At 62.2% G+C, this 11,999-nt stretch carries 11 protein-coding genes; 6 read left to right on the forward strand and 5 right to left on the reverse strand.

The genetic code is table 11. From position 1 onward, the window contains the following. The 4 genes from C5L10_RS12645 to C5L10_RS12660 form a co-directional block, all read right to left on the reverse strand. Positions 1–499, reverse strand: a 499-nt coding sequence (locus tag C5L10_RS12645) for an ROK family protein (protein ID WP_172717013.1), incomplete at its 3' end; no start/stop codon positions are given. Further along, a complete protein-coding gene (locus C5L10_RS12650; protein ID WP_105429959.1) occupies positions 496–1,362 on the reverse strand; it encodes an ABC transporter permease in 867 nt (288 codons plus the stop codon). The genes C5L10_RS12645 and C5L10_RS12650, both read right to left, overlap by 4 nt. Further along, positions 1,362–2,282 (reverse strand): ABC transporter permease, encoded by a 921-nt coding sequence (locus C5L10_RS12655; RefSeq protein ID WP_105430149.1) that lies wholly within the window; start codon positions 2,280–2,282, stop codon positions 1,362–1,364. Before C5L10_RS12655 ends, C5L10_RS12650 begins: the two co-directional genes overlap by 1 nt. An 86-nt stretch (positions 2,283–2,368) precedes the next feature. Next, positions 2,369–3,904 carry an ABC transporter substrate-binding protein gene (locus C5L10_RS12660; protein WP_105429960.1) on the reverse strand — a complete coding sequence of 512 codons (1,536 nt, stop codon included), beginning with the start codon at positions 3,902–3,904 and terminating at the stop codon, positions 2,369–2,371. Positions 3,905–4,039: 135 nt separating this feature from the next. On the opposite strand from C5L10_RS12660, the gene C5L10_RS12665 reads away from it, so the two are divergent. From C5L10_RS12665 to C5L10_RS12675, 3 genes are all read left to right on the forward strand, one after another. Next, on the forward strand, positions 4,040–5,182 hold the full coding sequence (locus tag C5L10_RS12665) for an ROK family transcriptional regulator (protein ID WP_245447991.1): 1,143 nt from the start codon (positions 4,040–4,042) through the stop codon (positions 5,180–5,182). A gap of 9 nt (positions 5,183–5,191) precedes the next feature. Beyond that, a complete protein-coding gene (locus C5L10_RS12670; RefSeq protein WP_105429961.1) occupies positions 5,192–6,637 on the forward strand; it encodes a M81 family metallopeptidase in 1,446 nt (481 codons plus the stop codon). A gap of 293 nt (positions 6,638–6,930) precedes the next feature. Then, positions 6,931–7,518 carry a hypothetical protein gene (locus C5L10_RS12675; protein ID WP_105429962.1) on the forward strand — a complete coding sequence of 196 codons (588 nt, stop codon included), beginning with the start codon at positions 6,931–6,933 and terminating at the stop codon, positions 7,516–7,518. A gap of 247 nt (positions 7,519–7,765) precedes the next feature. On the opposite strand, the gene C5L10_RS12680 is transcribed toward C5L10_RS12675, so the two are convergent. Further along, a complete protein-coding gene (locus C5L10_RS12680; RefSeq protein WP_105429963.1) occupies positions 7,766–8,440 on the reverse strand; it encodes a GntR family transcriptional regulator in 675 nt (224 codons plus the stop codon). Between the two features lie 339 nt (positions 8,441–8,779). Here C5L10_RS12680 and C5L10_RS12685 point away from each other — a divergent pair, with 339 nt between their 5' ends. Genes C5L10_RS12685 through C5L10_RS12695 form a run of 3 tightly spaced genes read left to right on the forward strand, consistent with a single transcriptional unit; the run spans position 8,780 to position 11,987 of the window. Further along, on the forward strand, positions 8,780–9,907 hold the full coding sequence (locus tag C5L10_RS12685) for a BMP family ABC transporter substrate-binding protein (RefSeq protein ID WP_046667531.1): 1,128 nt from the start codon (positions 8,780–8,782) through the stop codon (positions 9,905–9,907). A 23-nt stretch (positions 9,908–9,930) separates the two neighbouring features. After that, on the forward strand, positions 9,931–11,061 hold the full coding sequence (locus C5L10_RS12690) for an ABC transporter permease (RefSeq protein ID WP_105429964.1): 1,131 nt from the start codon (positions 9,931–9,933) through the stop codon (positions 11,059–11,061). Continuing rightward, entirely contained in the window at positions 11,061–11,987 is a 927-nt protein-coding gene (locus C5L10_RS12695) for an ABC transporter permease (protein ID WP_105429965.1), read from the forward strand. The genes C5L10_RS12690 and C5L10_RS12695 overlap by 1 nt, the downstream gene beginning before the upstream one ends. The last annotated feature ends 12 nt before the right edge of the window (positions 11,988–11,999 follow it).

Below are 11,999 nucleotides of genomic sequence, written 5' to 3' on the forward strand. Positions count from 1 at the left end.
CCAGCCGCCCGTCGATCGCGAGCCCCCCGCCGATGCCGGTGCCCATGATGGCGCAGAAGACGACCGCATGGCCTCGCCCTACCCCCTCGTTGGCCTCGGCGAGCGTCAGGCAGTCCGCATCGTTTGCGGCCAGCACCGGCCGTCCGAGGATGCCCGAGAGCTCGTCGCTGATCCGTCGCCCGGTAATGCAGGGAATATTGGCCGAGGTGGCAACGCCGGTCCGAGGATCGATGAGGCCGGCAATCGACAGCGCCAGCGGCGAAGCCGCATCGCCCGCCTGCGCATTGCGCTCGATAAGCGTCGCAAGAGAGGCCGCAAGATCGTTCCAGTTGGCGGCAGGCGTCGCCACCTTCTCCAGCGGAACCAGCGCGCCCGGCGCCGGCGAGACCGCAAATTTCATGAACGACCCGCCGATATCGACGCAGAAGACCGGTTTAGCCAGCCCCGCGCTGCCAAGTGCTGGCTGGCCTGTCGTGCGGGGTGGGGCAGCGATGCTCATTTGCGCGGATCCAGAAGATCGCGAAGGCCGTCGCCCAAAATGTTGAAGCCAAGCACGGTGATCATGATCGCCACGCCCGGAAACAGCGACATCCAGATGTTGAGGCCGAGATAGTTGCGGCCGTCGCTCATCATCGCGCCCCATTCGGGAAGCGGCGGCTGGGCGCCGAGGCCGAGGAACGACAGGCTTGCGGCCGACAGGATGACCGTGCCGGCGGTCAGCGTCGACTGCACGATGATCGGTCCGATCGCGTTGCGCAGGATGTAATGGCTCATGATGCGGCGGCGCGAGATGCCCAGCGAGACGGCGGCTTCGACATAGTCCATGCGCTTCAGGCCCAGCGTCAGGTTTCGGCTGAGCCGGGCGTAGACCGGCACGGAGAAAATGGCAATGGCGATCAAAAGGTTGATAAGGCTGGAGCCGAGCACGCTGACGATCAGGATGGCGAGCACGATGCCCGGAAAGGCGAACAGGATGTCCATTGTCCACATGATCGCCTGGTCGACATAACGGCCGCTCATGCCCGAGAGAATGCCGAGCGGCACGCCGACCAGCACGGCAAGGCCAACGGCCAGAACCACTTCGAGCAGCGAGATCCGCGCCCCGAAGATGACGCGGGCGAAGATGTCGCGACCGTTGTCGTCGGTGCCGAACGGATGCGCCAACGACGGCGGCTCCATGGTCGCCAGCAGGTCCTGCACATAAGGGTCGGCAGGTGCAATCAACGGCGCGAAGATCGCGGCGAGTACGATGATGCCGATCAACAGGCCACCGAGCGTGATGCTGCGATGCGTCGCCATCCAGCGAAGTCCCCGCAGAAGCGCCGGCCGGCGCTGTACGATATCGGTGTCAACGGACGCCATCAGTCGAACCTTATCTTCGGATTGAGGACAGCGATCAGCAGCTCGGCGAGAAAATTCATCATCACTACGCCGGTGACCGCGACCAGCGTCACGCCCTGGATGACCGGATAATCCCGGTAGCGCACCGCATCGACCAGAAACCGTCCGATACCCGGCCAGTTGAAGACGGATTCGGTCACGACAGCGCCGCCAATCAGGCTGCCGAAATTCAAGCCCACGATGGTGATGATCGGGATGAGTGCATTGCGCAGCGCATGGCTCCAGTAGATGTTTCTCGGCAGGACGCCCTTGGCATAGGCGGTGCGGATATAATCCTGGCTCATCACCTCGATCATGCTGGAGCGCGTCATGCGGGCGATGACGGCCGTCGGCAGCACGGCAAGCGTGATCGACGGCAGGATGAAGCTCTTCCACGAGCTGGCGCCGAGCAGCGGCAGCCAGCCGAGCTGCACTGAGAATGTATTCATCGCCATCAGCGCCAGCCAGAAATTGGCGATCGAGGCGCCGGCAATCGCAAGAATCATCACGAACTGGTCCGGCCAGCCATGCCGGTAGATCGCCGCAATCATCCCGGCCGGCACGCCGATGCCGATGGCGATCAGATAGGCGGTAATCGCCAGCCCGATGGTGAACGGCAGGCGTTCGCCGATTTCGGCAACGACCGGCAACTTCGACTTGATAGACGTACCGAGATCGCCCCTCACCGCCCCATAGGCAAACGAGGCATATTGCGCCGGCAGGCTGCGGTCGAGGCCGAGCCGGACGGTCATGTTGTCGACCGCCTCCTGGGTTGCCTCGGGTCCTGCCATCAGCCGCGCCGGATCGCCCGGCAGCGCGCGGATCGCCACGAAGACCAGCAGCGAAACGCCGACGAGGATCAACGGCAGAGCCAGCAATTTCTTGAGGATATAGGCTTTCATGCGCCTGTCCTGGAGCCCGATTCCCGGCCCCATGTTTCATAAAAGGAAACGGCGGACGGAATTCTCCATCCGCCGTACTATCGATATTACTTCTTGGCATCCTTGACGACGATCAGCCCGCCCGGAATGACCCACGCACCCTTGACGCTGGCGCGCGTCGCAAACAGGTCCTGCTTGGTGTAGAGCAGAACATGCGGAGCTTGGTCGTTCACTTGCTTTTGGGCATCGACATAGATCGCGTTGCGCGCCTTTTCGTCGAGCGTAGAGGCGGCCTTGTCGATCAGTTCGTCAAGCTTTGCGTCAGCGAAGAAGCCGAGGTTGGCGCCGGCCGGCGAAGCGCTCTTTGAGTAATAGAGTGGGCGGAACTGCAGGTCGGCGCCGTTGACGCCGGAGGACCATGAAGCGATCGACGAACCGATATTGTCCTTCTCCTTGCCGGCCGGATCCTGGAAAGCCGCCTTCGACCAGACGCCGCCTTCCATCTTGCGGACGTCCAGCTTGACGCCGGCCTTGGCCCACATCGCCTGCAGCAGTTCGCCGATCCGGGCCTCCTGCTCCTGCACGATGGTCGACATCGCGAAACCGTCCGGATAACCGGCGTCCTTCAGGAGTTGCTTCGCCTTCTCGATATTGTACGGATAGGGATTGAGCGTCTTGTCGTAACCGGGAGTGACCGGGGCGAGCGGCGAGTTGGCCGGCGTCGCATAACCGTTCATGAACGCCTTGACGAGGCCTTCCCGGTCGGTCGCATAGTTCAGCGCCTGGCGGACGCGGACGTCGTCGAGCGGCTTCAGCTTGGTGTTGAGCGAGACCCAGAACACGGCCGACCCGTCGGTCGTCGAGAGCTTCATCTCGGGGTTTGCCTTGACCTGCGCGGCAAAAGCGGCCGGGAACGGGTTGATCACGTCGGCGTCGCCCGTCTGCAGGGCCATGTTCATGACCGAAGGCTCGCCCGTCCAGGTCCACTTGATCTGGTCCTCGCCCTTCGGCGCGCCGCCCCACCAGTCGGTGTTCTTGGCCTGCAACACGTATTCGCCGGACTTGTATTCCTGCAACTTGTAGGGACCGGTGCCGACGGCCTTGGAGCCAACCGTGCCGGCCGCATCGGCGGTCGGGCTGACCATCAGGCAGGGCCCGGTCGTGAGTAGCGCGAGGAAGGCCGGATACTGTGTCTTCAGCTTGAACTGAACGGTCGTCGGATCGACGGCGGTGACGCCTTCGAGGAAGGTCCGCAACCGGCCGCTGGCGGCAAGGCCGCGCTTGGTGTCGAGGTGGCGGGCGAAATTCTTGACCACGGCATCGGCATCGAAAGCGGTGCCATCATGGAACTTGACGCCCGGACGCAGCTTGAAGGTCCAGACGAGACCGGAAGCATCTGCCGACCATTCGGTGGCAAGCGCGGGCTTCAGCGACAGGTCGGGATCGCGCTTGACGAGGCCTTCATACATCGGATCGAGCAGGGCCGCGGTATAGGTCGCGGTCTGGTCGCCCGGATCCATGGAACGCGGAGCTTCGGTCTGCATCACGTTGAGCGTCGCGGCATTCGCCGCAATCGGAAACACGAGGCTGCCCGCAACGGCGCAGGCGAGCGTGAAACGGCGACTTTTCAGTAACATGGTCATGGTCGTTCACCCTTGGTTTTGTTGACACGAGGGCGGTCGTTGCCGCCTTAGATCATTTTTATAATTTATTGGCGTTGATTTGTTCATTTTCTGAACTTAGTGTCAACCCACCTTCACAGACAGAAAACAGCCGCCTTGAACGCTCTGCTCACCTCTTCCCAGCGCCAGCTTGTGCGCGTCATCAGCGAGTCCGGTCCGCTCAGCCGGACCGAGATGGCGAACCTGCTGGGCCTGAGCAAGGCGGCGATGAGCGGCATTGCCCGCGACCTGATCGACCTCGGCGTGCTGCACGAGACGGAGACGGTCTATGGCCAGGGCCGTCCCTCGGTCCGGCTCGATCTGCATCCGGAATGCGCCTTTTTCGTCGGCATCTCGCTGCTCGAAGACCCGGCGCCGATGATCCTCTGCGACCTCAACGGCAAGATCATCGCCCGCCAGGCGATGCCGCTGTCGCGCGATCCGCAGGTCATCGCCGAGGCGATCACCGAGGGCCTGCCGAGCCTGCTCGAAGCCCATTCGGAAGCGAAGAAAAAACTCTCGGGAATCGGCGTCGCCCTCTCCGGCTTCGTCGATGAGACCCAGTCGAACTGCGTGCAGTCGACGCTGCTCAACTGGCAGGACGTGCCGCTGGCAAAAATCATCCGAGAGCGTACCGGCGTCGAGACCTTCATCGAGAACGACGCGAAGGCGGTCGCCGTCAGCGAAAAACTGTTCGGCAGCGCCCGCGAAATCCAGAGTTTCAGCGTCGTCTCGCTCGGCGACGGCATCGGCTGTGCTCATTTCATCGACGGCAAGCTCTATCGCGGCAATCACGGCGGCGCCGGCGAGATCGCCCATTGCACCATCGAGCCTGGCGGTTCCCCCTGCCGCTGCGGCAAGCGCGGCTGCCTCGACACCGTCTCCTCGATGAAGGCGATCAAGGAAATGTCGCGCGCCGAAGGGCTCGAATGCACCTCGCTGTCGGATATCGAATACGAGGCATCGACCGGCAATGCCGCCGCGATCCGCATCCTGCACCGCGCCGGCTCGGGGCTGGGACTGGCGATCGCCAACCTCATCCAGATCAACGACCCCGGCCTGATCCTGATCACCCATGTCGAAGGCTCGTTCGACGGCCTGTTCGGCACGGTGGTCAACCAGGCCATCGAAACCAACGTGCTGCCGCGTTACGCCGGCCAGACGCCGATCCGCATCAAGCGTGTCGATGGCGACGTCTGGGCGCGAGGTGCCGCCAGCATCGCAGCCCATAATTTCCTGATCGGCCCCAACTCCAACTGAGGTTTCTCCATGCGCATCGCTGTCGGCGGCATCCATATCGAATGCAGCACCTATAATCCGGTCCTCAACGAGGAAAAGGATTTTCGCGTCGTCCGCGGCGAGGAGCTGACGGCAGCCCCCTATTTTGCCTTCCTCAAGGATTACGACGCCGAGTTTTTGCCGACCATCCATTGCCGCGCCATTGCCGGCGGCCCGGTCTCCCGCTCCACCTATGAGCGCTTCAAAGCCGAATTCCTCGACCGACTGAAACCTATGCTGCCGCTCGATGGTCTCTATCTGGCCATGCACGGCGCCATGTATGTGCAGGGCATGGAGGATGCCGAGGGCGACTGGATCACCGCCGCCCGCGACCTGGTCGGCCCCGACTGCACGGTCTCGGCCAGCTACGACCTGCACGGCAATGTCAGCCAGCGGATCATTGATGCGCTCGACATGTATTCCACTTACCGCACCGCGCCGCATATCGACGTCGAGGAGACGATGCGGCGCTCGGTAAAAATGCTGGTCGAAAGCGTGAAGACCGGCGTCAGGCCGGTGCTGCTCTGGGCGCCGATCCCGGTCGTGCTGCCCGGCGAGCGCACCTCGACGGTCGATGAACCAGCGAAAAGCCTCTACGAGATGATGCCGGAAATCGACGCGATCGACGGCGTCTGGGATGCCTCGCTGATGGTCGGTTACGTCTGGGCCGACGAACCGCGCGGCACCGCCGCCGCGATCATGACCGGCACCGACCGCGCCGTCCTCGAACGGGAAGCCAGGCGCGTCGCCAAGGCCTATTGGGATGCGCGCGAAAAATTCGTGTTCGGCTGCGAGACCGGCTCGATCCAGGAATGCGTCGACAAGGCCATCTCATCGAAGACGGCTCCGGTGGTGCTCGCCGAATCCGGCGACAACCCGACCGGCGGCGGCGTCGGTGACCGCGCCGAAGTGCTGGCCGACCTGATCGACAAGAAGGCGACCGGCGTCGTCTTCGCCGGCATTGCCGACAAGGCGGCAACCGAGGCCTGTTATGCCGCCGGCTTCGGCGCCGAACTCGACCTCCCGATCGGCGCCTCGCTCGACACGATCGGCAGCAAGCCGGTTCAGGCCAGAGTGAAGGTGCAGTACCTGCACGAGACGTCCGAGCTTGCCGACCGGCAGGCCGTCGTCGCGATCGGCGGCATCGAACTGGTCCTCTCCGCCAAGCGCCGCCCCTACCACTACATCGCCGATTTCACCCGCCTCGGCCTCGATCCGAACGGCGCCAAGATCATCGTCGTGAAGTCGGGCTATCTCTCGCCCGAACTGGCACCGATCGCCAACCCGAACCTGATGGCCCTGTCGCCCGGCGTCGTCGACCAGTTCGTCGAACGCCTGGAACGCCACCGCAAGCTGAAGCCGACCTACCCTTTCGACAAGGATTTTGCCTACGAACCGCAGGTGTTTGTTTCGGCGCGGTCGGCGGGGCGGGAATGAGCATCCCCTGAAATCGGTTGGCGCCGCCTTGCGGCGCCGACGTTTTATGGAGGGAAGACGAGGAATTCCTAGCCTTCCCGGCAGGCGGAAAGCCTGACAAGATCAGGTGGCATTACCTGGATATCCGCGAATCCTAGCTCATTCGATGCTTGAGAAAAGCGCCGGCACGGCGCTCACTCGCCCGCGCGGTAGGCCTTTTTCGGCGGCGGAGGCAAACATGGCAAAGCGGCGAAAAAGGTGACTATATTGGTACAGATCCTAGCGCGCCGAGATGAAACTAGAGGAACTTTAAGATGGCTAAACTTAAAGAACCTGCACGCTTCATATGGGACGATCGCCTTTCCCCCGAGGACAAGGGAGCAGTGGACGATATCAATCGAATTGTGAGCCGCCTTTCAGACAGCAGAGCGATCGAGATCAATATTGCCGGACCATTTCTAAGGTCAAAGATGGCATGGAAGCTCGCTGTTTATAGCCAAGGTCTCCAGCATCGTATTGTTCATTTGGCCGACGCTGTTGCAATCTGCTGGAATAACAAAAGTGCGCTCGGAACTTTCTTGGCTGGTAGGGCCATCATAGAAACCGTAGCCACCATATCCCTCCTCAAGGACCGCACAGTCACTCATTTAGCAACCAAGGATTTAGCTGCACTCAACGGGATTTTAGACAGCAGCACCTTTGCTACTCGTAGGGTACTGGTTATCGAATATCCAGAAATCGCAGCGCAAAACGTCATGACGGTGATTGGTAAATTGGCCGGATCATTCCGGGTGTATTGGCTCACTTTGAGCGGATGTCAGAGCGATGCCATCCTAATGCCTCTGGCCACACGAGGATGTTTTCTCGACGCGACAAGATCACCCACACGACGACTTACGTAGACGAGGTGGATCCCGAGGGAAACGCGCAAAGTGTCTTGGCCTCATTGATGTTGGTACAGTTCGCAGAGGCATTGTTGTCGGAGCTCGGAAAGCTGACTCTGGACTTAGCGAAATTGCAACATGAGATGAATCCCGCCACGGAATGAGCCACCCCTGACGTGTGAGAGTTGATGGGGCGACGAGGCTTATCAAATCGGCTTTTGCTGCAAAGTTGCTTGCCTGAACCCGACCTGAGAAAACCCCTTGCCTACTCCCCAGCCGTCGCGAAAACCGCGCTGGCATCGCTGACGATCGCTACGTGGGAATAGGCCGCCTGCCCCGCCGCGACTGCGTCGGCGCGGATGATGGCGGTGACGATCTGGTCGTGTTCCTCGTAGGATTTGGCAAGGCGTCCCGGCAGGCGGAATTGCGCCCGGCGGAAAGGGGCGAGCCGCGCCCGCGTCTGGGTCACCATTTCGAACACGTGGTCGTTATGGGCGCCGCGATAAAGCCTTGTGTGGAATTCGGTATTGTGCGCCGCGTATTCCTCTTCCGCGCCTGAATGCACCAACCGCATGGAGCCACGGTGGTCGAGTTCCAGCGCCCGCCGTTCGTCCACCGTCATCCGTTCCGCCGACAGCCGCGCGCAAATACCTTCGAGCTCGGCCATCGCCTCGAACATCGAGTGGAGATGGGTCTCGGTGACATTGGTAACGACGGCGCTGCGGTTCGGCTCGCGGCCTACAAGCCCCATGGCGCCGAGTTCGCGCAGAGCCTCGCGCACCGGCGTGCGGGAAACCTCGAAACGCGACGCGAGCGAGATCTCGTCAAGCTTCTCGCCCGGCAGGAGATCGCCGGTGACGATCATGTCGGCAATCGCCCGCACCATCTGCTCGACGGTGGTTCCGGTACGGATGACTTCTCTGCGCTTAGCCTGCTTCACGGGACGATTCTGTTTAAACCTCGCAATTTGCATACAGATGCCGTTCCGGACTCCATAAGTCAAATAACGCCGCCAACGTAGCGGTAATTTTCAGCTTTCTGATTCGAAAAGACACCACCGGCGATTGCCGTATTGCTCCTCCGGCGGATTGCTGAACAAATAATGACTATTGATTATTTCTTAAGCGAAAATGCGATGAATCTGTATGCACTTTCTGTTGTGGAGTTTTCGGATTATAAAATTTCTTTTCAGTAACAATGGCTTGAGTTCTGGCACATACATTGCATGCACTTTACTGTACCCGTTCGAAACCGGCCCAGAGCCGCAAGGAGCATGCCGATGACCAAACTCCTTCCCATGAACCGCCGCAATTTCCTCCAGGCTTCCGCCGCCGGCCTGGCTGCTGGTGCCATCCCCGGCCTGATCGGCTCGCAGGCCTTGGCGCAGACGGCGCTGACCGTCGGCTTCATCTATGTCGGCCCGAAGGACGACTATGGCTACAACCAGGCGCATGCCGAGGGTGCGGCCGTCATCAAGAAGATGCCGGGCATCACGCTGGTCGAAGAGGAAAACGTTCCGGAAACTGTCGATGTCCAGAAGACCATGGAGTCGATGATCAACCTCGACGGTGCCACCCTGCTCTTCCCGACCTCCTTCGGTTATTTCGACCCTCATATGCTGGCGATGGCCGCGAAATATCCGAAAGCGCAGTTCCGCCATTGCGGCGGCCTCTGGCAGGAGGGCAAGAACCCGATGAATACCGGCTCCTATTTCGGCTATATCGGCCAGGGCCAGTATCTGAACGGCATAGCCGCGGCCTATGCGACCAAGAGCAAGAAGATCGGCTTCGTCGCCGCCAAGCCCATCCCACAGGTGGTCCAGAACATCAATTCCTTCCTGCTCGGCGCCCGTTCGGTCGATCCGACCATCACCTGCCAGGTGATCTTCACGGGCGAATGGTCGCTCGCCGTCAAGGAGGCCGAAGCCACCAACGCGCTGGTCGACCAGGGTGCCGACGTCATCACCTGCCATGTGGACAGCCCGAAGGTCGTCGTCGAAACCGCCGCCCGTCGCGGCGCCTTCGTCTGCGGCTACCATGCGGACCAGAGCGCGCTTGCCAAGGACAAGTACCTGACCGGCGCCGAATGGGCCTGGGGCAATGTCTATACGAACTTCATCAAGGCGGCCCAGAGCGGCGGCAAGCTCGGCAATTTCGTCCGCGGCGGCCTGAAGGATGGCTTCGTCAAGATGAGCCCGCTCGGACCGGCCGTCTCTGCCGAGGGTCGCAAGAAGTTCGAGGCGACGCTTGCCGAAATCATGACCGGCAAGTTCTCGGTCTTCAAGGGCCCGATCAAGGACAACAAGGGCAATGTCGTCGTCACCGCCGGCAAGTCGTTTGCCGAGGATGCGATCGAACTCGAGAGCATGGGTTACCTGGTCGAGGGCGTCGTCGGGTCCACGTCCTGATCTCGAGGTGAAGGAGAAGTGCCATGACGGTCGAAGCGAACGATCCGGGACTATCGATAGCAACGGGGAGCGGTGCTTCGCTGCGCCCCCTCCTCGAATGGCTGGCGCGACGGGCTGAGCCCGTGGCGATCGGACTCGTGGCGATCCTGATCGGCCTGGCGCTTTTCTCCCTCTTCATCCTGGCGATCGGCAAGTCGCCGGTCACCCTTTTCCAGCTGATGTACACGGGTGGTTTCGGAAGCTGGTTCTCGATCCAGAACAGCCTTTCCCGCGCTGCCCCCCTGCTGCTGACCGCGCTCTGCGTCGCGCTGCCGGCGAGGCTCGGCCTCGTCATCATCGGCGCGGAAGGCGCGGTCGTGCTTGGCGGCGTCGCGGCGGCGGCTAGCGCCATGCCCTTGGTCGGCATCGTGCCGCCGATCGTGCTCTTCGTCTTCATGGGTGTCGCCGCCATGGTGGTCGGCGGCATCTGGATCGGCTTTGCCGGCTTCCTGCGCCACTATCGCGGCGTCAATGAAACGATCTCCTCGCTGCTGCTGGCCTATATCGCGATTGCGCTGATGAACCAGTTCGTCGAAGGGCTGCTGCGCGATCCCGCGAGCCTCAACAAACCCTCCACCAGACCTTTGCCGAAGGAATACATGCTCGGCCAGATCCCCGGCATGGACGTGCATTGGGGCCTCGTCATCGGCGTCGTCGCCTGCATCCTCTCCTGGGTACTGATCGAGATCACCAGCTTCGGTTTTGCCGCCCGCATCGCCGGCGGCAATGTCCGCGCGGCGCAGATCCAGGGCCTGCCTGTCGGCAAGCTGATCGTCGGCTTCACCGCGATTGCCGGCGGTTTCGCGGGCCTGGCGGGCATGATCGAGGTCGCCGCGGTCCAGGGCAGTGCCAATGCATCGCTCGCCGCCGGCTACGGTTACACCGGCATCCTCGTCGCCTTCCTGGCGCGCCACAATCCGCTGGCGATCATCCCGGTCGCCATCCTGCTCGGCGGCATCGCCGCGTCGGGCGGCCTGATCCAGCGGCGCATGGGCCTGCCGGACGCGACCGTGCTGGTGCTGCAGGGCACGCTCTTCATCGTAATCCTCTTCTGCGAGACCTTTTACGGTCGCTTCAAGATCTTCAATCCCGACCTCTGGAAAAGGAGCCACTGATGGAAGACACAGGTATCGGCCTTTGGGGCGTACCGCTGGCGATCTTCGCAGGCGCCATCCGCGTTTCCACCCCGTTCATCTTCGTTTCGCTCGGAGAGACGATCACCGAACGCTCCGGCCGCATCAATCTCGGGCTTGAAGGCACGCTCGTTTTCGGTGCCATGACGGCCTATGCGGTGGCTGTGATGACCGGCTCGCCGACATTAGGCGTGCTGGCGGCTATGGCGACCGGCGCCCTGTTCGGCACGATCCACGGCTGGATCTGCAAATGGCCCAAGGTCAATGACATCGCCATCGGCATCGCGATGATGCAGTTCGGCCTGGGCCTCGCCTTCTTCCTGGGAAAATCCTTCATCCAGCCGGTGGCGCCGAAACTGCCCTCCATCCCGCTCGGCGGCTGGTCGGCGGTGCCGCAGGTGCAGGCGGCCCTTAACATCAACGTGCTGTTCTTCATCGGCGCCGCGCTCGCGCTGTTCCTGTTCTGGGCCTTCAAGAACACCCGCATCGGCTTGATCCTGCGCGTCGTCGGCGACAGCACCGATGCGGCCCGCGCCATGGGCATCAGCCCGGACCGCGTCCGGCTTCTGGCGACTGCCGCCGGCGGTTCGCTGGCGGCGATCGGCGGCGCCTATCTGTCGCTCTATTATCCCGGCTCTTGGAACGAGGGCATTTCCTCCGGGCAAGGGTTGATGGCCGTGGCGCTGGTGATCTTCGCCCGCTGGAACCCGATCGGCTGCTTTCTCGCCGCCCTGCTCTTCGGCGGTGCCGGCGCGCTTGGGCCTGCCCTGCAATCGGTCGGCGTGACGCAGGGCTATTACCTGTTTTACGCGGCGCCTTATGTGCTCACCCTCATCATCCTGATTGCCACCTCCTCGCCCACCCGCTCGCTTGCCGGCGCGCCGGGCGCGCTGTCGCTGACGAAATAGGCCGCAAACCGA

Origin of the sequence: Neorhizobium sp. T6_25, from assembly GCF_002968555.1 — a bacterium.
Classification (GTDB): Bacteria; Pseudomonadota; Alphaproteobacteria; order Rhizobiales; family Rhizobiaceae; genus Neorhizobium.

Bases quoted from the DNA above. Each gene is read 5' to 3' on its own strand.
- C5L10_RS12695 (WP_105429965.1), top strand. From the start codon at position 11,061: ATGGAAGACACAGGTATCGGCCTTTGGGGCGTACCGCTGGCGATCTTC.
- C5L10_RS12650 (WP_105429959.1), bottom strand. From the start codon at position 1,362: ATGGCGTCCGTTGACACCGATATCGTACAGCGCCGGCCGGCGCTTCTG.
- C5L10_RS12670 (WP_105429961.1), top strand. From the start codon at position 5,192: ATGCGCATCGCTGTCGGCGGCATCCATATCGAATGCAGCACCTATAAT.
- C5L10_RS12660 (WP_105429960.1), bottom strand. From the start codon at position 3,904: ATGACCATGTTACTGAAAAGTCGCCGTTTCACGCTCGCCTGCGCCGTT.
- C5L10_RS12655 (WP_105430149.1), bottom strand. From the start codon at position 2,282: ATGAAAGCCTATATCCTCAAGAAATTGCTGGCTCTGCCGTTGATCCTC.
- C5L10_RS12690 (WP_105429964.1), top strand. From the start codon at position 9,931: ATGACGGTCGAAGCGAACGATCCGGGACTATCGATAGCAACGGGGAGC.
- C5L10_RS12675 (WP_105429962.1), top strand. From the start codon at position 6,931: ATGGCTAAACTTAAAGAACCTGCACGCTTCATATGGGACGATCGCCTT.
- C5L10_RS12685 (WP_046667531.1), top strand. From the start codon at position 8,780: ATGACCAAACTCCTTCCCATGAACCGCCGCAATTTCCTCCAGGCTTCC.